25 protein-coding genes are annotated in these 22,710 nt (G+C 35.6%); 8 read left to right on the top strand and 17 right to left on the bottom strand.

Annotated elements, in window-relative coordinates; translation table 11 throughout:
- Positions 1–7 precede the first annotated feature (7 nt).
- The 4 genes from VF726_RS25320 to VF726_RS25305 form a co-directional block, all read right to left on the bottom strand.
- Positions 8–1,768 carry an ABC transporter ATP-binding protein gene (locus VF726_RS25320; RefSeq protein WP_440172913.1) on the bottom strand — a complete coding sequence of 587 codons (1,761 nt, stop codon included), beginning with the start codon at positions 1,766–1,768 and terminating at the stop codon, positions 8–10.
- A 54-nt stretch (positions 1,769–1,822) separates the two neighbouring features.
- Positions 1,823–2,353: a nucleoside tri-diphosphate phosphatase gene (gene ntdP / locus VF726_RS25315; RefSeq protein WP_000506628.1), complete on the bottom strand. Its 531-nt coding sequence runs from the start codon at positions 2,351–2,353 to the stop codon at positions 1,823–1,825.
- A 250-nt stretch (positions 2,354–2,603) separates the two neighbouring features.
- The gene (locus VF726_RS25310) at positions 2,604–2,864 is read right to left on the bottom strand and encodes a YgaB family protein (RefSeq protein WP_440172912.1); all 261 of its coding nucleotides are present in this window, start codon (positions 2,862–2,864) and stop codon (positions 2,604–2,606) included.
- Between the two features lie 188 nt (positions 2,865–3,052).
- A complete protein-coding gene (locus tag VF726_RS25305; protein ID WP_440172911.1) occupies positions 3,053–3,334 on the bottom strand; it encodes a gamma-type small acid-soluble spore protein in 282 nt (93 codons plus the stop codon).
- Between the two features lie 125 nt (positions 3,335–3,459).
- Between VF726_RS25305 and VF726_RS25300 the strand changes: the two genes are divergently transcribed.
- A complete protein-coding gene (locus VF726_RS25300; protein WP_440172910.1) occupies positions 3,460–3,684 on the top strand; it encodes a hypothetical protein in 225 nt (74 codons plus the stop codon).
- A gap of 187 nt (positions 3,685–3,871) precedes the next feature.
- On the opposite strand, the gene mutY is transcribed toward VF726_RS25300, so the two are convergent.
- A complete protein-coding gene (gene mutY / locus VF726_RS25295; protein ID WP_440172909.1) occupies positions 3,872–4,969 on the bottom strand; it encodes an A/G-specific adenine glycosylase in 1,098 nt (365 codons plus the stop codon).
- 149 nt (positions 4,970–5,118) lie between these two features.
- Here mutY and VF726_RS25290 point away from each other — a divergent pair, with 149 nt between their 5' ends.
- Entirely contained in the window at positions 5,119–6,099 is a 981-nt protein-coding gene (locus tag VF726_RS25290) for a metal-dependent hydrolase (RefSeq protein WP_440172908.1), read from the top strand.
- Positions 6,100–6,123: 24 nt separating this feature from the next.
- Here VF726_RS25290 and VF726_RS25285 read toward each other — a convergent pair whose 3' ends face one another.
- Complete coding sequence (locus tag VF726_RS25285) at positions 6,124–6,390, bottom strand: YfhJ family protein (protein ID WP_166703504.1); 267 nt, start codon at positions 6,388–6,390, stop codon at positions 6,124–6,126.
- A gap of 122 nt (positions 6,391–6,512) precedes the next feature.
- On the opposite strand from VF726_RS25285, the gene VF726_RS25280 reads away from it, so the two are divergent.
- Together VF726_RS25280 and VF726_RS25275 are read left to right on the top strand one after the other, a co-directional pair.
- On the top strand, positions 6,513–6,671 hold the full coding sequence (locus VF726_RS25280; RefSeq protein WP_000517891.1) for a small, acid-soluble spore protein K: 159 nt from the start codon (positions 6,513–6,515) through the stop codon (positions 6,669–6,671).
- Between the two features lie 37 nt (positions 6,672–6,708).
- Positions 6,709–6,861 carry a YpzG family protein gene (locus tag VF726_RS25275; RefSeq protein ID WP_000122093.1) on the top strand — a complete coding sequence of 51 codons (153 nt, stop codon included), beginning with the start codon at positions 6,709–6,711 and terminating at the stop codon, positions 6,859–6,861.
- Between the two features lie 64 nt (positions 6,862–6,925).
- Here the strand turns inward: VF726_RS25275 and VF726_RS25270 are convergent, their stop codons facing one another.
- Positions 6,926–7,243 (bottom strand): YfhH family protein, encoded by a 318-nt coding sequence (locus tag VF726_RS25270; RefSeq protein ID WP_048527867.1) that lies wholly within the window; start codon positions 7,241–7,243, stop codon positions 6,926–6,928.
- Positions 7,244–7,253: 10 nt separating this feature from the next.
- Positions 7,254–8,066 (bottom strand): recombination regulator RecX, encoded by an 813-nt coding sequence (recX, locus tag VF726_RS25265; RefSeq protein WP_440172907.1) that lies wholly within the window; start codon positions 8,064–8,066, stop codon positions 7,254–7,256.
- Positions 8,067–8,147: 81 nt separating this feature from the next.
- On the opposite strand from recX, the gene VF726_RS25260 reads away from it, so the two are divergent.
- The 4 genes from VF726_RS25260 to VF726_RS25245 all read left to right on the top strand — a co-directional run bounded on the left by VF726_RS25260 (position 8,148) and on the right by VF726_RS25245 (position 11,352).
- Positions 8,148–9,053: a TIGR01777 family oxidoreductase gene (locus VF726_RS25260; RefSeq protein ID WP_440172906.1), complete on the top strand. Its 906-nt coding sequence runs from the start codon at positions 8,148–8,150 to the stop codon at positions 9,051–9,053.
- Between the two features lie 139 nt (positions 9,054–9,192).
- Complete coding sequence (locus VF726_RS25255; protein WP_098346059.1) at positions 9,193–10,323, top strand: amidohydrolase; 1,131 nt, start codon at positions 9,193–9,195, stop codon at positions 10,321–10,323.
- Positions 10,324–10,564: 241 nt separating this feature from the next.
- Entirely contained in the window at positions 10,565–11,122 is a 558-nt protein-coding gene (locus VF726_RS25250) for a GNAT family N-acetyltransferase (protein ID WP_000914737.1), read from the top strand.
- 110 nt (positions 11,123–11,232) lie between these two features.
- On the top strand, positions 11,233–11,352 hold the full coding sequence (locus tag VF726_RS25245; protein WP_000358484.1) for a YfhE family protein: 120 nt from the start codon (positions 11,233–11,235) through the stop codon (positions 11,350–11,352).
- 362 nt (positions 11,353–11,714) lie between these two features.
- Here VF726_RS25245 and VF726_RS25240 read toward each other — a convergent pair whose 3' ends face one another.
- The 9 genes from VF726_RS25240 to VF726_RS25200 all read right to left on the bottom strand — a co-directional run bounded on the left by VF726_RS25240 (position 11,715) and on the right by VF726_RS25200 (position 22,592).
- Positions 11,715–12,881, bottom strand: a complete 1,167-nt coding sequence (locus VF726_RS25240) for a diglucosyl diacylglycerol synthase (RefSeq protein ID WP_440172905.1) — start codon at positions 12,879–12,881, stop codon at positions 11,715–11,717.
- A 412-nt stretch (positions 12,882–13,293) separates the two neighbouring features.
- Positions 13,294–14,025: a pyruvate formate-lyase-activating protein gene (pflA, locus tag VF726_RS25235; protein ID WP_440172904.1), complete on the bottom strand. Its 732-nt coding sequence runs from the start codon at positions 14,023–14,025 to the stop codon at positions 13,294–13,296.
- A gap of 69 nt (positions 14,026–14,094) precedes the next feature.
- Complete coding sequence (pflB, locus tag VF726_RS25230; RefSeq protein ID WP_440172903.1) at positions 14,095–16,344, bottom strand: formate C-acetyltransferase; 2,250 nt, start codon at positions 16,342–16,344, stop codon at positions 14,095–14,097.
- Positions 16,345–16,682: 338 nt separating this feature from the next.
- Entirely contained in the window at positions 16,683–18,230 is a 1,548-nt protein-coding gene (locus VF726_RS25225) for a glycosyltransferase family 2 protein (RefSeq protein ID WP_440172902.1), read from the bottom strand.
- Positions 18,223–19,188 (bottom strand): NAD-dependent epimerase/dehydratase family protein, encoded by a 966-nt coding sequence (locus VF726_RS25220; protein ID WP_440172901.1) that lies wholly within the window; start codon positions 19,186–19,188, stop codon positions 18,223–18,225. The genes VF726_RS25225 and VF726_RS25220 overlap by 8 nt, the downstream gene beginning before the upstream one ends.
- The gene (locus tag VF726_RS25215; protein WP_440172900.1) at positions 19,185–20,429 is read right to left on the bottom strand and encodes a nucleotide sugar dehydrogenase; all 1,245 of its coding nucleotides are present in this window, start codon (positions 20,427–20,429) and stop codon (positions 19,185–19,187) included. The genes VF726_RS25220 and VF726_RS25215 overlap by 4 nt, the downstream gene beginning before the upstream one ends.
- Positions 20,419–21,999, bottom strand: coding sequence for a glycosyltransferase family 2 protein (locus VF726_RS25210; protein ID WP_440172922.1), 1,581 nt, complete (start codon positions 21,997–21,999; stop codon positions 20,419–20,421). Before VF726_RS25210 ends, VF726_RS25215 begins: the two co-directional genes overlap by 11 nt.
- Positions 21,980–22,174, bottom strand: a complete 195-nt coding sequence (locus tag VF726_RS25205; protein WP_440172899.1) for a hypothetical protein — start codon at positions 22,172–22,174, stop codon at positions 21,980–21,982. The genes VF726_RS25210 and VF726_RS25205 overlap by 20 nt, the downstream gene beginning before the upstream one ends.
- 16 nt (positions 22,175–22,190) lie before the next feature.
- Positions 22,191–22,592: a DUF2642 domain-containing protein gene (locus tag VF726_RS25200; RefSeq protein ID WP_283792334.1), complete on the bottom strand. Its 402-nt coding sequence runs from the start codon at positions 22,590–22,592 to the stop codon at positions 22,191–22,193.
- Positions 22,593–22,710: the final 118 nt, after the last annotated feature.

The following is a 22,710-nucleotide window of genomic DNA, read 5'->3' as shown; positions in this document are numbered from 1 at the left end:
GCTCCTTTTACGCTAAAGGAGCTGTTTCTGTTATATGTTGAAGTTGATATAAGTTGTAATAAAACCCTCTTTTTTTCATTAATTCTTCATGAGAACCTGTTTCTTTAATTTCACCATCTTCAATGTAAATAATCGTATCCACATGCGTAATTGTTGCCAATCGATGCGCAATTATAATCGTCGTCCGATCAGCAGCTAACGTCTGAAGTGCCTGCTGAATATACCGTTCATTTTCTAAATCTAAAGCGGAAGTCGCCTCATCTAATATAAGTAACGATGGATTCTTTAGAAACACTCTTGCAATCGCTACACGTTGCCTTTGCCCACCAGATAACTTCACACCGCGTTCCCCAACGACAGTATCATAACCATCAGGTAACTCTATAATAAAATCATGAATTTGCGCAGCTTTGGCAGCTGCAATCACTTCTTCCTCTGTAGCTTTCGGATTTCCGTATAAAATATTCGCCCCGATTGTATCGCTAAATAACAAATTATCTTGCAGTACAATTCCAATATGACTACGTAAATTTCTCATATCATACTTTCTGACATCTATCCCATCTACATAAACTGCACCGGAAGAAACATCATAGAAACGAGGGATTAAACTAGCAAGAGATGACTTCCCTCCCCCACTCGCTCCTACAAGTGCTACCTTCTCTCCTGGCAACATAGTTAACGAAAGGTTATGTAATATCTCTTTTTCATCTGAATTGTAACGAAAAGATACATTATCAAATATCACTTCACCATTTAATTTTTTCGTTTGTACCGCACTTGGCACATTCACAATATCGTATTTCTCATCTAACAATTCAAACACTCGATCCATTGATGCGAAAGACTGTGTTAATGTTGTAGAGGAATTAACAAGACGGCGAAGCGGACTATACAAACTATCCATATATCCAACAAAGGCAACCATAGTACCTAATGTTAACTGCCCCTGAATTACTTCGTACGCTGCAAAACCGATCACAAGTAACGGGCCTAAATCTGTTAACGTATTTACTGCCGAAAATGTTCTCGCCGTCCAACTCGTATGTGTTAATGCTTTTGTCAAAAATTCATTATTTCTTTTTTCAAACTGCTTACCCTCATACTCTTCTAATGCAAAGCTACGTGTCACTTGCATCCCTTGAATACGTTCATGTAAATACCCTTGCATCGTTGCTAACGCTTGTGAACGCTCTTTCGTCAATTTTCGAAGGCGTCCGAAAAAATATTTTACTGCCACTACATAAATAGGTAAAATTAATAGCGCAACAAATGTTAATTTTACATTCATAGAAAACATAACAATAATAGCAATAGCAATTGTTGCTGTATCTAACCAAACATTCATCAAACCAGTAATTACAAAGTCCTTCGTTTGTTCTACATCATGAATGACACGTGAAATAATTTCCCCTGTTTTTGTATTCGAATAATAGCGTAAACTCAACTTTTGCAAATGACCAAAAATATGTTTTCGTAAATCATATAATATTGTATTTGCAATACGTTGTGCGAAATATTGACGATAATATTCAATTGGTGGTCTTACTACTGCAAAAATAAAAAAAGCAATCCCAACGGCTGTTACTAATTGGGACGTTTTATCTTGAAGTGACCCTCCGCCTTGAATTACATCATCGATAATATATTTTAATAACCACGGCATAATAAGCGGGATACCAAATTTAACTAGACCAATCATAATCGTAATAGCAATAAGCCATCGATATGGTTTAACAAATTGCAAATATCTTTTTATACCTTGCACATAATCCCCCCTCTAATAGGACAAACCTGCCGGGAAATCCCCTGCAGGTTTGTTTTAATTTCTGTACATTAAATATCTTTCATACCACATATCTACAAAGTCTGGCGCAAATGGCCCTTTTCTCTGATGAATCCATTGTGTTAATTGTGCTACATTCCGTTTTAGAATGGTATCAATCACAGGTGGATATTGCATAATCTGACTATGTTTTTCATACTCATCTTCATCTAAAAGCGTATATGTCATATCTGGATACACTTTAATATCTAAATCATAATCAATGTACTTTAACGCTTCAGAATCATATGCAAAAGGTGAGCTTAAATTACAATAATAATATACTCCCTCTTCCCTTAACATTCCAATCACATTAAACCAATAGTTTGCATGAAAATAACAAATTGCTGGTTCACGCGTAATCCATGTTCGGCCATCTGATTCTGTTACTACTGTACGATCATTCGCACCGATTACAAGACTCTGTGTCCCTTTTAAAATTGTTGTCTCTTCCCACATTCTATGAATGGAGCCATTATGTTTATAACTATGTATTTGTACTTTTTCTCCTTCTTTGGGAAATCCCATAAATGCTCCCTTCTTTCAACTGCAAATGCCCTTTAAGCTGCATCCACTTTTTTTCTATTATAACTTTTTTGTCGAAATTTTAAAACTAAAGCGACAAGACTCTATTTTTCACACTGAATACCATATCCCTAATCTTCTTAGGAGACAGTGTCTTTGCTGAATGATTTACAAACAAGGAAATAGGAATAGAAAAAGCCCTTCCTTATTTCTATCTAAAGAAGGACCATTCACAGGAAGGGAACAATATGTCTTATCCTAAATTCGAAATCATTTTTTCAGTTTCAAAAGATTGAATCACACTATTTGTTTGCTCTTCAAATTTCTCATGTAACAACTTTAACGCGATTTCCGTTCTATATATTTCTTGGCGGATAAAATGTAATTCCTTTTTATCGCACGTATCCTTTTCGCTCATTTCAATTTGCTGATACTTCTCTAGATGAGCTTGTAACTTCAACAACTCATCCATCGTTTCCAATTGCTCTCCTACCAACTTATCAAAATCGTTCATTACTTACCCCCTTTTGAACTTATTTATCATTTATGATTCCTCATTACATATTTCTAATCTTTAACTCCCTTCTCCTTTGACTACATTTGTTGACTTATTAGAAGTTATGTCGTTCACTTTATTTTCATTACCATGACCCAGACACAAAGAAAACACTTCTCCCGAGTTAGAGAAGTGTTTTTCTTTCATTACTGATTTGAACTAGAAGATTGTGATTGTTTTGCAGCTGATTTCGCATTTTGTTGTTTCACAGCATGCACGTCTGTTTCAGTTGCAAATTCTGTACCATAACTAGCGTTTGCACTTTGTGCACCAGAAGCTTGTGCTTTCTTCGCTTCTGATTGTGCGTTTGCTTGTTTTACTGCTTGCACATTTGTTTCAGTCGCAAATTCTGTACCATAACTAGCATTTGTACTTTGAATGCTAGCACCAGAAGTTGCCTTATTATAACCTTGTTGTTTTTTACTCATCTTTCTCACCTCCACAACCAATAATGTAACCAATTCACTTAGAAACTATCCGTAATTTTCTTTTTAAAAATTTTCGCATATATCTCTCATCACTCATTAAAACTATAGAACATGGAGGTGGAAATATGTATATAGGACGCGACATGACTGAACTAACGATGGTTTCAAAAAATGAGTGGAAAGAAGATGAATTAGCTTATTTTCATCATTCATTACAACAGATTCTTCCTTATTTAAACGCAGAAGGTCAAAGTATTTACAAAGAAATTGTAATAGAAATTGAAACAAGAGGCGGCTTACAAAAAGGTGAGGCTAGTTGGACTCATGGGACAAAAATTTCTTACGATTAAAAAAGTGTTCCCAATCTAGGGAACACTTTTTTATTTATCCCGCTTTAATAGGCAGTAAGACCCCCACCTCAAAATTCAGCGAAAGCGAAGAATTTAGGTGGGGGTCGAGCTGCCCATTAAAGTCCAATTGGTGAGGGCTAATAATCAGTGGGGGATGAAGAAAACCCCCACTGATTAAAGTTTCACTTTATTGCATTGTAATTTTCTCAACGCAATTTTCATAAATCGTACGATGCGATTTCGAGAAAGGTAACTGTTCAAATGCTTCTTTCGATACAAACTTCAATGTATCTGTTTCAACAATGTCACCAGTTACTTTTCCGTAAAATACGAATATATCCCAAGTACGATGGGTAAACGTATGTTGTACATTCATTGCGTATTCTTCAATAGAAATCGAAAGCTCCAATTTTTCTTTCATATAATCTATAAGCTGTTCCTTCTGATTACGAATCCCTTCGCCAAGTTCAATATTCGGAAACTCCCACATATTAGCTAATAAACCGGTACTTGGACGTTTATTAATGACGTAACGACCATCTTCCGTTTGCAGTACTCCTGCAACAATCGGTACCATCGTAGGAGCTTTTGCTTTACTTTTTACTGGTAGTTCTTTTTGAACCCCTTCAGCATATCCCCTGCAATGCTCACGTACAGGACAAAGTAAGCATGCTGGATTTTTCGGAATACAAATGAGTGCCCCTAACTCCATTAAACCTTGATTAAAATAAGATGGATTTTCAGCCGAAATAATTTCACGCACAATTTCTTCAAACACTTTTCTCGTTTTCGGTTTTGCAATGTCATCCCATACGGATAAAATACGGGATAATACACGCATAACATTTCCGTCAACTGCCGGCTCTGGTATACCATATGCAATACTTAAAATAGCACCTTTTGTATATGGCCCGACTCCCTTTAGTTTTTCAATTTTCTTTACATCACTCGGTACAATCCCGCCGTATACTTCTTTTACTTCCTTTACAGCCGCATGTAAATTTCGTGCTCTAGAATAATACCCTAAACCTTCCCATGCTTTTAACACTTCTTCATCATCAGCATTTGCCAAAGCTTCTAGAGTAGGAAACTTCCCCATGAAATTCGCGTAATATGGTTTTACAGCTTCTACCCTAGTTTGCTGCAACATAATTTCCGAAACCCAAACACGATATGGATCTTTATTTTTACGCCACGGTAAGTCGCGTTGCTCTTTTTCAAACCAACCAATTAAATCATTTTGAAACTGCTCTATGTTAAAGTTATTTAATATTTCAAGTGTCAAACTTGATCCCCCTCATTTTTTTGCATATAAGTACTATTATAAAGATTTTAGGAAAAAATTTAAGTAAGATGACATAGGAAATAGAAGGCAAAGGACTTGAGGTATCGAATAAAAAGAGTTACATTAATAAAAAACGGAGGTGGATTTCTATGGACACAGCCACTCACCTTGTTATGGGCGTTACTCTAGGCAGTTTGGCCACGTTAGATCCAGCCATAGCACAAAGTGATATTGGGCCACAAGCAGTTATGCTCGCTACAATTGCCGGTTCCAATATTCCTGACATCGATACAGTTTTAAAATTGCGTAATAACGCTAAATATATAAGAAATCATCGCGGGATTACTCATTCCATTCCTGCAGTAATTCTTTGGTCATTCCTTATAAGTGGCATCTCTTTCGCCTTCTTTTCAGACGCTCCATATTTGCATCTACTACTTTGGTCATTTATTGCCGTCTTTCTTCATGTCTTTGTAGATATTTTCAATGCCTACGGTACACAGGCATTACGGCCCTTCACAAAAAAATGGGTAGCGCTCGGTATCATTAATACATTCGATACTGTCATTTTCTTTATTCATCTACTCGCAATTGCATGTATGATCGTAGGTTCCCATAAAGGGTATACTGCCTTAGCAGCGTATATATTGATGATTGTTTACTATATCGGACGGATTATGATGCATAGAAATATAAGAAGCGTTGTACAAAAACGTTTCAAACATGTTGAGAAGATAATCATTTCTCCTTCTTATCGATTTTATCATTACCATTTAGCGATCGTTACAACTGATTATTACTACGTTGCTAGATGGCATCGTGGTAACATCATGGTCTATGATAAGTTCGACCGGGTACCGTTCCCAGACAATGCTATTATGCGCGCAGCTAAACAAGATGAAAACATCTCAGCATTTTTATCTTTCTCCCCTGTGTATCGCTGGGACATTTTCGATTATGATCATTATTACGAAGTTCGATTCATTGATTTGCGCTATCGCAGTAAAGATTATTATCCATTCGTTGCGATCGTTCAACTCGATCATAATTTAAATATTATTAGTTCCTATACAGGATGGATTTTCAGTGAAGAGAAACTTCGAAAAAAACTGGATTTACTTCCACATTAAAAAAAGCGACTTAAGTCGCTTTTTTTAATGTTTCAAATGATCTTCTTGATTGATTAAATGGCTATATTTCGGATTATTTGTACGCATTTCATGAAGACGCGCTCCATGATTATTAATCCATGTTCTTACCACTTGTTCAGTCATTTCATCACCTTGGTAACGTCCTGATTTCGCATAAGTTGTTTGGAAATCTTCCCATAGTAATTCAACCCACGCACGTGCTTGCGCGTAAGAAAGCTTGTCATTTTTCTCTAATAGTTCTTTCGTTAATGCTTCATAAATATCATTCATGTTCTAATCTCCTTTTACCTATTTATCCCTTCATTTCTAAAGGATAGTTTCTTCTATTTTGCACATTCTATAATTGATACTTCTTCAAGAGGTATCAACTGATGATGAGGAGGGCGTTCGCAATGGGTAAACAAGCCGAATTTTGGTCTGAGTCAAAAAACAACAGCAAAATCGACGGTCAACCGAAAGCGAAATCACGCTTCGCTTCGAAACGACCTAACGGCACAATTAACACGCACCCACAAGAACGTATGCGTGCTGCAAATCAGCAGGAAGAGTAGTACAAAGTAAATCAACTTCCTACACGAGGTGATAAAGATGAGCTACCGTGATCGCTTAGATAGTCGTTCTGAATTATTTAACCATACGTGGACTCGTCCGAAACATGCAAAAGCGCAAGTTAACGGACAGACGCAACAAACCCAGTCTCTCATTATATTGGCGAATGAATGTAAAAAACGCCAATTTTAGAATCTCCTATCTCCTGTAACGCCTACCAAAGATGAAAACCAGAGAGATATTCGCTCTCTGGTTTTTATTTTTCTTGCAATAAAGAAATCGGTATTCCAATCTCTTCATTATCATTTTGCTTATGTCCCCAAGCAAATACCCCATTGAAGTACGTAATTTCAAATAATATACCAGGTTCCTCTACTAATTCATATGTCTCACCGATATGGAATTTGTTTATGTCAGTCATATAAGCGCGGGCCATTGCTATCTTTCGCATTAATACATCGAACTCATTTACAATTCCAAGTTGCTCAGCTTTTATCGCTTGCTCTTTCAAAAGCCCAATTTCTTCCCTTAGCTCATGTGGTGTCATTTCACTGTAGCGCTTTGGCATATTCATCTTATTCTCCTCATCCCTCTTCGCGTTTCATTTGCAAAAATACCTCTATTTCATCGATAGAGAATCCTTTGCGGTATAACGCTTGTTTCATCTTATTTTCGAATGTCCATCCATCATACTTCTTATATTTCTCATAATATTTATTCCCATGATAGTGTAACGCCTCTTGTTGCTTTTCGTCATCTTTTTCGTCTTTCAATTCTTCTAAACAAATTTGAATCACATCTCTAGAATATCCTTTACGAACAAGCATCTCGTCTAACTTGAGCTTCATTTGTAAAAAAGAATGCTTTTGATAAGCTTTTTTCTTCTTCTCTATAAGAAGAAAAGCATTTTCAATTTGCTTTTCCTTTGGATATTCTTGTAAACTATGCGTAATAATTAGATCCTGAACACCTTTATTTAACAACTCTCTTTTAATAACAGTAGGACCTTTTCGATTCACATTGCTTTGCGTTCTCGTATATAAAACAGCGTACTCTTTATCATTAATATATCGGTCATGTAATAATTTCGAAACGACTTCAGAGATGATGGCCTGTCCCACTTCTTTTTTTCGTAAAAAATCTTCTATTTCTAGTTTCGTTCTCATTTGATAGGATAAATAGGAGATTGCTTGTAAATATGCTTTTTGTACCTCTTCATTGTACAAAATATTTCCTAACGCTATTTCATCAATTTCTAAGCCCTTTTGTAATCCGTGTTTTATTAAGATTACTTCATTCACACTAAATCCGTACTCTTCACCTTGACCTTTATCAATATAAATATTAAATCGTTCTTTCGATCGTTTTTGTACTTCTACTTTTGTAATGACAGCCATACTCTCACCTCTCTATTATTTTAACATAGTCCAGGAACGTTTTTGCTTTTCAAGAATATATATAATGAGGAGGAAATAATTGTGAGAATCGCAATTTCTGGTGGTACCGGCTTTATCGGTAAATACCTTTCTACTTTTTTTATTCAAAAAGGATATACGGTTTACATTCTAACTCGAAACAAAACTACGGAAACTTCCGACCCTAACCTTCAATACGTACAATGGACACCAGATTTACAAACCTTTCCCCTCTCCTCTATTGATATAGTTATTAATCTAGCTGGAGAGTCTATTAATAGTAGATGGACAAAGAAACAAAAGAAAGCCATTTTAAACAGTAGAATTCAAACGACAAAAGGGCTCATTAAACAATTGCAGACACTCAACATAAAACCGCACACATTTATTAATGCAAGTGCTATTGGATACTATGGAACGTCTGAAACCGAGTCTTTTACAGAACAGCATGAGACTCCTGGAAATGACTTTTTAGCACATACAGTATATTCATGGGAACAAGAAGCATCAAAAGTATGTGCTCTCGGAATACGAACAATTTACGCAAGATTTGGAGTCGTATTAGGTGCAGATGGAGGAGCTCTTCCAAAAATGCTACTCCCCTATCAATTCTATATCGGCGGTACAATTGGCTCTGGAAACCAATGGTTATCATGGATTCATATAGACGATGTCGTTCACCTAATTGATTTCATCATACACAAAAAAGAAATTGATGGACCTCTTAATATTACAGCTCCCCTCCCTATAAGAATGAAGGAATTTGGAGAAACCATTGCAACTATAATGAGAAAACCTCATTGGTTACCTGTCCCTTCATTTATGCTTCACACTTTACTTGGTGAGATGAGCATACTTGTACTAGAAGGGCAACATGTATTACCTAATAAAGCAATTGAGCATGGGTATGAATACACATTTCCGGCAATAGACCATGCATTACAAAATATACTTTCGCATACAATGTAGTACTTCTAAAACACAGTTTTACAGGGGCCCTTTCAACACTTTTATTTTCTAGAATCCGGAGCATTATTACACAAATAATCTTTCCGTTACTTTCCCTTAAATTCCATTAACATTATAAAGTAACAGAAATGAGGTACCTATGAAAATATTGCTCAAGCAAGCCATTGTCTATCCTATTACATCCCAAAAATTTCAAGGGGATGTACTCGTTATAGGAGAACGAATTGCCGAGGTCAAGCCTACCATTCAACCTACTCAAGATATGACAGTTATAGACGCACGTGCTCTTCATCTCTTGCCCGGATTTATTGATGTCCATACACATCTTGGTCTCTATGATGAAGGTACTGGTTGGGCTGGCAATGATGCAAATGAAACATCTGAAGTTTCAACACCACATATCCGTTCTTTGGACGGAATCCACCCTCTTGATATTGCATTTCAAGATGCTGTACAAAATGGCATCACAACTGTTCACGTTATGCCAGGAAGCCAAAACATTATCGGTGGTACGACTTGTGTAATAAAAACAGCTGGAACTTGTATTGATCATATGATTATTCAAGAACCTGCCGGCTTAAAGATTGCCTTTGGAGAAAACCCTAAAAAAGTCCATAGTAATGGAACAAAAGAATCTATAACACGTATGGGAATTATGGGGTTACTTCGGGAATCATTCTATGAAGCACAGCACTACGGACATGAAGCTGATTTTCGAATGCTGCCTATCTTAAAAGCATTACGCCGTGAAATACCCGTACGTATCCACGCTCACCGAGCAGATGATATTAGCTCTGCTCTACGCTTTGCAACAGAATTCAATCTCGATTTACGTATTGAACATTGTACAGAAGGACACTTTATTGTTGAAGAACTTTCGAAACACAATTTGAAGGTTTCAGTTGGCCCCACCCTTACACGCCGTTCTAAAATCGAACTAAAAAACAAAACATGGGATACTTACCATATATTATCAAAAAATGGAGTGGAAGTTTCTATAACAACAGATCACCCTTATACACCAATTCAATATTTAAATGTTTGTGCTGCTGTCGCAGTAAGAGAAGGATTAGACGAAAAAACGGCATTAGAAGGAATCACTATATTTCCAGCAAGAAATTTACGTTTAGAGGATAGAATTGGAAGCATTGAGGTTGGAAAAGACGCTGATCTCGTGTTATGGACTCATCATCCTTTCCATTATTTAGCCAAGCCTGTACTAACCATGATTGATGGAAAAATAATTTACAAAAAAAATAAAAAAAACTAGTTTATTTTTTTGACTAGATAAAGTATTATACGATTATAAACTGAATGAAACCATAATCAATTTGTGTCGTGATTATCATTTTCAAATTGATGAATGGGGAAGGCAAATGGTGCGCCACCAGCGTTAGAAACTGGTTCTAGTGGGTTCGATTCCCACCCCGAAATTTTTTAAAGATTGATATAAAAATTTCGAGGGTGGGGTGTTTTTTCGTCATGCTACCCTCGTGTGAGGAGGAGTTAGTATGTTAAAAAAACGCGACTTACACGACAGCCACGTTCTATACGAGTTAATGGTGGATCCAGCTGTCTTCCCTTTTGTGCGTCAAAAGGCTTATTCTTATGAGGAATATTTATTTTTAACAAAGCAAACGATTGAAGCTGAAGAGCGTGGGGAATTAATTTCACGCACAATTTTAGATGAATGGGGTAACCCTATCGGAACAATTACTTTATTTGATGTGCAAGAAAAAGCCGGATTCCTTGGAACATGGCTTGGCAAACCTTATCATGGAAAAGGCTATAATAAATTGGCAAAAGATTCATTTTTTAGTGAACTTTTCTATGAATTAGATATTGAAACGATCTTTATGCGTATTCGCAAAATAAATATTCGCTCTATTAAAGCTGCAGAAAAATTACAATACGTAAATCTAGCAAACGAAACAAGAAAAGCCGTTTATGATGAAATTAACGCGAATGAAGAAGTATATAACTTATATGAAATTCCAAAAGATCAATATACACTTGCTACAATGCGAGATACAACGTTCCAAGATGCTCATCAATTAAAAGAAGCGTAATCTAAATTTTTAGAAAAAACAATTAACCATTAACATTTTGACATATACGTATATCACCCCATGTCTTTGGAAACGATAGATAGTGACTTTAGGACACGAGGTGATTTGTAATGGATAAAAAGAAACGTGACAAAGCAAAAAACACATTATCTAGTACACAAGAAGTTCTCTATCAACGAGAATTTCGTAAAGCAGATCGCGCAGCGGGTTATCGCTCGAAAAGTATTTAAAGTGAGAATGAATAATTAGAAGTTTTCCCCCCTAATTATTCATTCTCATTACATATTTTTTCTATGTGATAGAGTAGAAAAAAGGTTCCTTATAAATAAGGAACCTTTTTTCTGTGGATAACGTTATCCACATAATTTATAGAATTGTGAATAAATTGCACAAATCCTTCACAAGTTTATATATTGTAACATATAACAGATGTTACAATTGTGGATACTTTTCTAAAAATTGTGGACAATGTGGATATAGTTGTTAATATTCCGACTTTGCTGTTTAATGAAAGCGCAATCTTCATGTGGATAAGTCTTTATCTCAGAAAACAACAAAAACCCTCTTTAAACAGTCAAAAGAGGGTTTCATATTAAGTAAATGATTGTGCAAGAGCAGGTGATTTAATAGGTATATGATTCAGCTTCACATGATTTTCTGCCAAAATTGTATCCACAATATGACCAGCTGGCTCCGGACGATAAATGCTTTTCATCGCTTCTTTCATTTGAAGAAGCTTCATATCATCTTGTAATAACGCCTCTGTTTTTGCAAAAACCTCACTATCATCACGAATGACAACTGCTGCTCCTTTTCTTTCAAAGTACATCGCATTTTCATTCTCTTGCCCTGGAACAGGCTTATATAAAATGACAGGTACTTGCAATGCTGCCGCTTCACTTAACGTAATACCGCCTGGCTTCGTAATCATACACGAAGTAACACGGAATAATTCATCAATATTTTCAACATAACCAAATACTTTTAATGCATCAGGATTGTTTTCCTGTAATCCTAATAAATCCTGTTTTAATGCTTCATTTTTCCCACAAACGACAACTACTTGTAAATCAGGTACTGACATAAATGATTGGCATAGTTCTTTGACACTTCCTAATACCCCATGAGCACCTGCTACAATTAGTAAAATCTTTTTATTCTTACATAACTGATATTTATTATATATAATGTCTGGATTGATCTTCAGCTCAAAACTACTACGAATCGGAATTCCAGTTTCAACAATTTGCTCCGCAGGCACACCAATATCAACCATAACTTTTTTCACGTGATCAGTTGCTACAAAATAACGATCTACTTCCCGATGAATCCATATTTTGTGCACACAAAAATCCGTTAATACGTTATACACAGGAATTGAAATACCTGTTTGCTTTTTTAACTCTGGTACAGCTATGATTGGAAATGTATTAATAACAATATCCGGTTTCTCTGCTTGTAAAAGTAATTTCAAACGTTTTCTTCCAAAGTTCGCATACCAAGATGCTATTTTTTTATCATAAATTTTTTCTACGCCGTAATAAAACAAGCGGTATAATTCTTTTCCTATTGTATAACTTTTTAAATATAAATATTTTGTAATATCGGTTATAACTGGATGTGATTCTCCGAACAAATCGCATACAATTACATCTTCAATTCCTTTTTGGCGAAATGTTTGTTCTAATGTTTTCGCTACTTGCACATGCCCATTACCGTAATGTGCAGTTAATATTAAAACCTTGGGGTTTTTTATCAAACAAATCCACTCCTAGCTTATTGTTTCTCCATATTGCATATACGACAATAGGAAAAACATTTTCCTTAAAAATTACATAAACAGATTCTAATACTTCTCTTTCAGCTATGTACCTGTCGTGGATATGCAAAGCATATAAGATTGACCCCTTAATCCTATCTGTGCTCATATCTTTACATTATACTTTCCTATAAGAGCTTTCGCAATAACTTACAAATGTTCTCTATTCCATGATACTCACTCTTTTACTTCTTAATTCTTTTTACTATTTTGATTTCCCTTTACAATTATGTAAATTTCTCCACTTATTCCTTACAAAAATATGGATATTCTATTTTCAGTATACTCTTTTCTCTATATATACTCTAGGTTTTATTGTCAAGAAAGCAAAAAGCCTAACCCAATATTTGGATTAGACTGCATGTAAAATATGTCTTGCTTGTTCTACATTTCTTTCAGTAGGTGGTTCTACATTCGCTAGTGGATACTTATGCCCAAGTGCCTCCCATTTATATACACCAAGCTTATGGTATGGTAACACTTCAACTTTCTGAACATTAGACAAGCTTTGAATAAAGCTAGATAGTTTTTGTAGATCTTCTTCATTATCCGTAATACCAGGAACTAATACGTGTCGTACCCAAATTGGTTTATTTTTATCCGATAAATAACGAGCAAATTGTAAAATATGTTCATTTGGTTTTCCTGTTAATTTACGATGTTTCTTTGAATCAATATGTTTCAAATCTAATAAAACTAAATCTGTGTAATCCATTAAAATGTCTAGCTTGTTTTGGAATTCTGGTTCCTCTGAATAACAACCACCCGAAGAGTCAATTGTTGTATGAATTCCAGCTTCCTTACATTTCTTAAATAATTCAATTAAGAAATCTAGCTGTAATAATGGTTCCCCACCACTAACTGTTATACCGCCTCCGGAAGCTTCAATAAAAGGAAGGTAACATGTCACATCCTGCATTACTTCTTCGACTGTTATTTCTTTTCCTTTACCGATCTCCCACGTATCAGCATTATGACAATATTGACAGCGTAATAAACACCCTTGTGTAAATATGACATAACGAATTCCTGGGCCATCAACAGTACCACAAGACTCTACAGAATGAATTTTTCCTTTTACCATGTTACTTCCTCCTTTATTGAAACAGCCTCCCTCTGCTATTTATAAAATGCAGAGGGACACTTTTTTCACTTACATGCTTTCATGCATTGTACGGTTAATTACATCAATTTGTTGTTCACGAGTTAATTTAATAAAGTTTACAGCGTAACCAGATACGCGAATTGTTAATTGTGGATATTTCTCAGGATGTTCCATTGCATCCATTAATGTTTCACGGTTAAATACGTTAATATTTAAGTGATGTCCTTCTTTTACTGCATAACCATCAAGCATTGATACTAAGTTACGTACTTGTACATCATCTTCTTTACCAAGCGCTTTTGGAATAATAGAGAATGTATTAGAAATACCATCTTGTGCATCTTCATATGGTAATTTAGCTACCGATAATAATGAAGCTAATGCACCTTTTGTATCACGTCCATGCATTGGATTTGCACCAGGTGCGAATGGCTCTCCAGTACGGCGACCATCTGGAGTGTTACCAGTTTTCTTACCGTATACAACGTTAGATGTGATTGTTAAGATTGACATTGTATGAACAGAATTTCTATATGTTTTATGTTTACGAAGTTTATTCATAAATGTTTTCACAAGATTTACAGCGATTTCATCTACACGGTCATCATTGTTACCGTATTTAGGGAAATCTCCTTCGATTTCAAAGTCAACTGCAATTCCGTTTTCATCGCGAATTGGTTTTACTTTTGCGTGTTTAATTGCACTTAAAGAGTCTGCTACTACAGATAGACCCGCGATACCTGTTGCCATTGTACGAAGAACATTTGTATCATGAAGTGCCATTTCAATACGTTCGTAGCTATATTTATCGTGCATGTAGTGAATAACATTTAATGTGTTTAAATATAGACCCGCTAACCATTCCATTGTCATATCAAACTTATGCATAACTTCTTCATAATCTAATACTTCAGAAGTAATTGGTGCATACTCAGGACCAACTTGTGCTTTAGATTTTTCATCTTTACCGCCGTTAATCGCATATAGTAATGCTTTTGCTAAGTTTGCACGTGCGCCGAAGAACTGCATTTGTTTACCAATTCTCATTGCAGATACACAACAAGCAATTCCGTAGTCATCGCCGTAGTCAGCACGCATAATGTCATCATTTTCATATTGAATTGCTGATGTTTTAATAGACATTTTTGCACAGTAGTTTTTAAAGTTCTGTGGTAATTGTTTAGACCAAAGAACTGTTAAGTTTGGTTCTGGAGCTGGTCCTAAATTATCTAATGTATGCAAGAAACGGAATGAGTTCTTTGTTACTAATGGACGGCCATCTAATGCCATACCACCAATAGACTCAGTTACCCAAGTTGGGTCACCAGAGAATAATTCATTATAATCAGGTGTTCTTGCAAATTTCACAAGACGCAATTTCATAATGAAGTGATCCACAATTTCTTGTACTTCTTCTTCTGTTAAAGTACCATTTGCTAAATCTCTTTCAATATAAATATCTAAGAATGTAGAAGTACGTCCAAGACTCATTGCAGCTCCGTTTTGCTCTTTAATTGCTGCAAGATATGCGAAGTATAACCATTGGAATGCTTCTTGCGCGTTTGTTGCTGGCTTAGAAATATCAAAGCCATGAGAAGCAGCCATTTGTTTTAACTCTTGAAGTGCACGCATTTGCTCAGATAACTCTTCGCGTAAACGCATTGTATCTTCGCTCATTACACCGCCAGTTAAATTTAAATCTGCTTTTTTCGCTTCAATTAAATGATCAATACCATATAACGCTACGCGTCGATAGTCACCGATAATACGTCCACGTCCGTATGCATCTGGAAGACCAGTAATTACACCTGATTTACGTGCATTTCTCATTTCTGGTGTATAAGCATCGAATACACCTTGGTTATGAGTTTTTCTCCAGTCTCTGAAAATACGACTAAGTTCTTTATCCATTTCGTATCCATAAGATTCACAAGCTTGTTCCGCCATACGAATACCACCATATGGTTGTAAAGAACGTTTAAATGGTTTTTCAGTTTGGAAACCGACTACTTTTTCAATATCTTTATTTAAATATCCTGGTTCATGTGATGTAATAGAAGAAACAATTTTTGTATCCATATCAAGAACGCCACCGTTTTCACGTTCTTTTGTTGTTAAATCCATTACTTGATCCCAAAGTTGTTTCGTTGCTTCAGTTGCTCCCGCTAAGAAAGATTCATCTCCTTCGAAAACGTTTACATTATTTAAAATGAAATCGCGAACATCAATCTCTGCTTTCCATTTTTCACCTTTAAAGTTTTCCCATGCGTTTTTAACATTTTCTAATACTTGAGTCATCCTAATCTCCTCCATTTTTGATTAGTACAGGACTAAGATTTTTTATATAACAGCTTACACACTTAGAATACTACTTTTTGGCGAAAGTGAACGAAATAGTTGTGACATGTTTGTGAAATGTTGAGCAAACTACTATATGTATAGTGTTAACTTCACTTAAAAGTCTTTATAATTAACCCTTCCCTTAATTGTATTTTTTTGGTATCCTTATATACGAGTCCTATTTTGTAATATAAGAACAATACCCATTGTAGAGCTGTAATACTCTTATCTCCTAATCTGTTATAGTTTTTATAACAGAACAAAAAGTGTACATATGTTGTACACTTTTTTTGTTACTACTCTAAAACATCTCTTTTTCTATTCCCATCATAGAATCCACCACGACTGCCTTCTAATGCAATTAATTGCTCTAATCCTTCTATATGATCACCTACAATTCGCAAAACAGCTGGAGGATGGCCTATTTTTGCAAAATGTTCACTAAGGCGAATACGGTTCATCTTATCGACCTCTACACGACTTACACATGCAATCTCGAATCCCGACAAAATCGCTTTCACTTGTGCTACACAAGGTGAGAGTAAAGATCTATAACCGATTTCTTTCAAGCACTTACGACTAAACGCATTCGGTACAGCAATAAGAGATCCTACTCCTAGATCTTTTCTATCACAAGCTAAATTTAATGCATATTTAAATGCAGTTACAAGATGAAGTGGTACTCTTAACTCTAAATAATGATTTAGGTCATTTAATGCGACATCCATTCCATCTGCAATAGCTTTTGCGAAAGGATATAACTCCCTAGCCGGGATAACAAAGTCGCCGTCTATAAACAGCACAATATCCCCTTTTGCAAAGTAAGTTCCAAGTGAACGCCCTACATCGTTTCCAAGCACTTCTTTATATACAATTGTTGTTGCTCCCTTTTCTTTTGCAATCGTTGCTGTTTGATCAGACGAACCATTTACAACAACGATAATTTCAAAAGGTTCAATTTTTCGAAGTTCATCTATAACATTTCCAATTGTTTTTTCTTCATCTTGTACAGGAATAATGACCGATAATTGCTTTCCTTTATACAAATTAGATGTGACGCCACATCCTTGATAAAGATCTTCGAAATCTAAAGTATGATAAACGCTATCTCTTTTCCTATCGCCATCATAATACCCTCCGCGCTCATCGCTACCTACTATTCGCTCCGCTACAGCTTCTATATGATCACCTATCATCCGTTTTTCAGATTGAGAAAGACCCGTGCCATATGCAGCATGCTCGGTCGGCCTAAATTTATTCGGCGTAATAACGTCAATTGCGCAATGACGACTAATTCTCCATTTGCTTTGTACTAGGCGTAAATGAGCGACAATAGGATTAACAAAGCCTTCATATCCAATACTTTGAACAACTTCTTTTGTCAACGCATGAGGTACAAATAATAAAGAATCAACTTTTAACTCTTCACGCTCTAACATTGCATTTAATATTTGGCGCCATACTGCCACAGAATGCGGTTTTTGTTTCTTTAAAAATAACGCATCCAAATTATTTAAAACGATGTCGGCCTGATCATGTAAAATGGGATTCAGGAATAATTGTAATTTTGAAGTTTGAATAGCAAAATCTCCATCTATAAATAGTAATACATCACCTATCGCATGTTTTGCACCAACCGCACGACCAACATCATTCCCTAGTAACTCTGTATACTTAATTACTTTACACCCTAAACGATCAGCAACCTCTTCTGTACCATCATTACAACCGTTTGCTACTACAATAATCTCTAATGGATTTAATCCTTTTGCCGATTGAATAACGTCTGAAATCGTATCGATTTCATTACATGCAGGAATAATAACTGATAACGACTTAGCCATTGTTTTCTTCACGAAACCAATTAATTGTTTCTTTTAATCCATTTTCCCACGTTACTTTCGCCTGAAATTGAGCAAATTCTTTTAATTTCGTTACATCTGGTCTTCTATTTGGAATTTCTTCAAAGCCATGTGGATATACCTCTTCGAAAGAAACTTGAACAATCTTTGAAGAAGATTTCGTTAGTTTTTTAATTACTTCTGCTACTTCTTTTATACTCTTTTCATTCTCAGAACCTATATTAATAATCTCACCATTTAATTTCTCATCCATTGCTCGAATCGTTGCCTCTACCGCATCACTTACATACGTAAAGCAACGTGTCTGCTTTCCATCTCCATATACGAGAATGTCTTCTCCTTGCAGTGCCGCACTGATAAATCGCGGGATTACCCCTGCATACGGACCATCTTTCGCTCTTGGACCATAAATATTAAAATAACGAACAATCGTTACAGGTAAACCTTCTAAAGCGTATCCTAAACATAATGTCTCTTCTAATGTTTTACACACTGCATAACTCCAACGTATTTTAGAAGTTGCCCCGTATAATCGATCCCCCTCTTCAGAAAAGGGTGGTTTTGCCTTACCATATACTTCTGAAGTAGACGCAAAGACTACTTTCTTCTTTCCATTTAGCGCTGCTTGTAAAATGTTTCTCGTTCCATCAAAATTCGTTTCAATAAGCTCTATACTCTTTTCCATTGTCGTTTTCACACCTAAAATTGCTGCTAAATGAAACACTACATCATGTTGATTTACTAATTCATAAATAGAATTTTTATCTAAAACACTTATTGGAATAACCCGCATTTCTTTCATTAACTCATCATGATATTTATTTTTTCCTTTATAGAAGTTATCGATGATTGTGACCACATAACCTCTTTTCACTAGTTCTTCAGCTAAATGCGACCCAATAAATCCCGCTCCACCTGTAATTAAACATTTCTTACTCATACACTCACCTTCTTTATAATGCCACGTGTATCTATTACTCGCTTCATTCCTTTAAAAAGCTTCCAATCGATATTAGAGTGGTCCGTTACAATTAAAATACAACCCGCTTGTTTCATGACTTGTTCATCCAAAGAAATAGATTGGTACACCTTATCTCCAAATTTGGCAGAAGAAATATATGGATCGTGATATTCAATTTCATATCCTTCTTTTATTAACAATTCAATAATTGGCAACGCTGGTGATTCTCTTAAGTCATTTACATCTTTCTTATATGCAATCCCTACAATTAAAACCGTTGCAGGTGATTGCGCCACACCTTTTACTTTCCGGACTATTTTCTCTGGCATTTCTTCATTAATTACATGTGCCGCTTCAATTAATTGACTAATTGCTCCATTCTTTTTTATTCTCCATTGAAAATATAAAGGGTCTACCGGAATACAATGTCCTCCTATTCCTGGTCCTGGCCAATATGGGGTAAATCCAAACGGTTTTGTAGATGCAGCTTCAAGCACCTCATAAAAATCAATTCCTAAACTTTCACATAATGTGTTTAACTCATTTACTAATGAAATATTGACTAGGCGCTGAATATTTTCAAATAACTTACACATTTCCGCTACTTTCGGAGAACTAACTGGAACAACTACATCAAATGTAGTGCTATACAACTCCTGTACTTTTTGTTTACACTTTTCTGTTTGTCCACTAATAACTTTTGGAATTGTTTGAACGGAGTAGTGACTATTTGCTGGATCAATTCTCTCAGGGGAATATCCGATATAGAAATCTTCTCCTACCTTTTGTCCTGCTTGAGAAATAATCGGAATAATAACTTCCTCAAGTGTGCCTGGATATGTGGAGCTTTCGAAAATGAAGGTTTGTCCTTTTTGAAAGTGTTGTTGTATATAATGCGAAGCTGAAATGAGGGCACTTAAGTCTGGTTCTCTTTTTTCATTAATTGGAGTCGGAACAGTGACAATAACATAATCACTATTTTGAAAATCAGCAATACCTTGATCCGGTGTATTTACTATTAATTTTTTTTTAGTCAATAAACTTTGTAACAATTTAGAAGAAACATCTGGAATATAACTTTCTCCTTTTATAATTGATTCTATTTTTCTAGTATCTTTATCTAATCCAATTACTTTATGCCCTCTCTCTGCAAAATGAACTGCCAAAGGAAGGCCAACATATCCTAATCCGATAATAGCAACTGTACTACTAACATTCATCTGTATTCTCTTCTTCCTTTCTCAATTGTTGAATTATATTTCTATCCCGCTCTCCATCCGTAAAACTCCCGCGCTCGTCTGTCGATTGCAATAAATATGCAATTGCCTCAAGTTGATCACCAAAAATACGGTCAAATGCTGGAATACGTCCATTTACAAATCCATGTTGCTCTGGGCGTACTCGATTTGTTTTTATAACATCTACAAACTCTACTGCTATAATAGAGAATCCCTCCAAAATAGCTTTCATTTGAGCTAGTGGCGGGATGATAAGAGAATCATATCCTATTTTCTCTATTACCTTTTTATGCATAGCATGTGGTACTGCCGTTAATGAGTTATTCCATAAATCTGGTCGTTTCGCTACCAAATTCACAAAATATTTTCCCATGCTAATTGGATCTGCCGGATGAAACATATCTAATAAGCACTGTAAATCATTTAATGCCACATCATGTCCATCTTCAATAGCATGTAAAAATGGAATTAGTTTTTTTCCTGAAATAACAAAATCACCATCGACAAATAAACAAATATCAGCCGTGGCATGCATAGCTCCTATCGCTCGGGCTACATTATGACCGAGTGCTTTCTCGAACTCAATAACGATAACATTCTCTAACTTTGCTTGTTTAATTGTCTCCCTATCAGCTCCATTAGCAACCACTATAATTTCATCAACTCCTGCTTTTTTTACTTCTTGTATAACAGACCTTATAGTCATTTTCTCTTCTGCTACTGGGATAATGGCACTATATTTCGCTTTTTTCTTTTGTAGTAAAACTGGTTCATACTTTCCTATAAACCCTCTATCTCTATTTCCTTCCGACAAACCACCACGCTTACCATATGTTTCGATTACGTATTGCAAAGCACGTAAATGATCCCCCATAATACGACTAGTCGCTTTCGGATAAGGCGAACCGGGTGATGTACCAGTATGAACAGGACGCACTTTATTTGTATGAATAACATCAACCGAAGCCATATCGGCAATATCTATCCCTCTAGACATCGCCATCGCTTGAAACAGTGCTGGATCTGCTAAATTCCACCAACCAAATTTCTGAATAACTTCCCTACTCATTGCATGTGGAATTGCGATTAAAGATCCAACAACAAGCTCTTTTTTGTTCAAATAACGATTTAACATACATTTTCCAACTGTCGTATAATGCGGCCTCATCTTTAAATAAACGGACCATGTTAAATTATTCACAACAATTTGGTGACCTTGCTGAATGCCTTTTACAAAACGTTGCAGCTCTTTATTATCAATGACGATGTCACCATCTAAAAACAAAACAATGTCACCTTTCGCTTCTCTTGCTCCAATTGCCCGTCCAACATCATTGCCAAGAGAATATTTGTAATAAATGACATGGCAATGATGTTGTAACGCTATTTCTTTCGTCTCATCTGTCGATCCATTATCTACTACGATAATTTCGTATGGTTTCAATTTCTCCACTTCTACTAAAACTTGTGATAAAGTACTCGCTTCATTATGCGCTGGAATAACAACTGATACTCTCATACTTGTATCACTCTTAACCTTCCAAGCGAACATACGAAATGATAGGAATACGTACAACTACATCTTCCGGTGGTCCATAAGAAGGAGAAGTACGAACACTTACTGCCCCGTCTGTCACAGATAACAGAATACCCGCAATAATTTCGACCGCTGTCACAACTTGCACTAGCTCCCCAACATGATTACGCAATTCATCAGTAAATAACATATATAAGTCTCCTTTCTTACGCTTCTTTAATTGATATAATACTTGTAAATGGTAATAAAACTTCTGTTCCTATTCCTTCTTGCAGTGTTAAGAAATCATCTCCAACCGCTACAATCACACCCGTTAACTGTCCAACTGTCACAGTAATTTCTACGTTTTTACCCAAATACTGCTCTGCAATTTCTTTAAAAGGTGATGTATTACATTCTTTTAAAATGTTACAAATAATAGATTGAAATCTACTTGATTCAATAAATTCTTCCGTAGCTTTCTTTGAATTTCTTTGAATAAACCTTGCGAAGTTTTGCGAAAATAAAAGTCGTTCCACAGCAGGTAATAATTTGTCATCTAAAAAATAGCCTAATTGTCTATTAAATAATCGGGATAATTTATGCCAATATTTTTTGAACAAACACATATAATTCTCCTCCTATTATTTTTTAAAGTTTTAAAATTACATCCATACATCTTAATGTATACAAAGCAGGCTTTTTTTGTGATAGGTAAGACATACATTTTTCAAGGAAACAATCTTT

The sequence above is a fragment of the Bacillus sp. Brlt_9 genome, from assembly GCF_051948935.1.
GTDB lineage: Bacteria > Bacillota > Bacilli > Bacillales > Bacillaceae_G > Bacillus_A.
The sequence above is the reverse complement of the archived record's forward strand: the minus strand, read 5'-3'. Positions and strand labels throughout refer to the sequence as shown.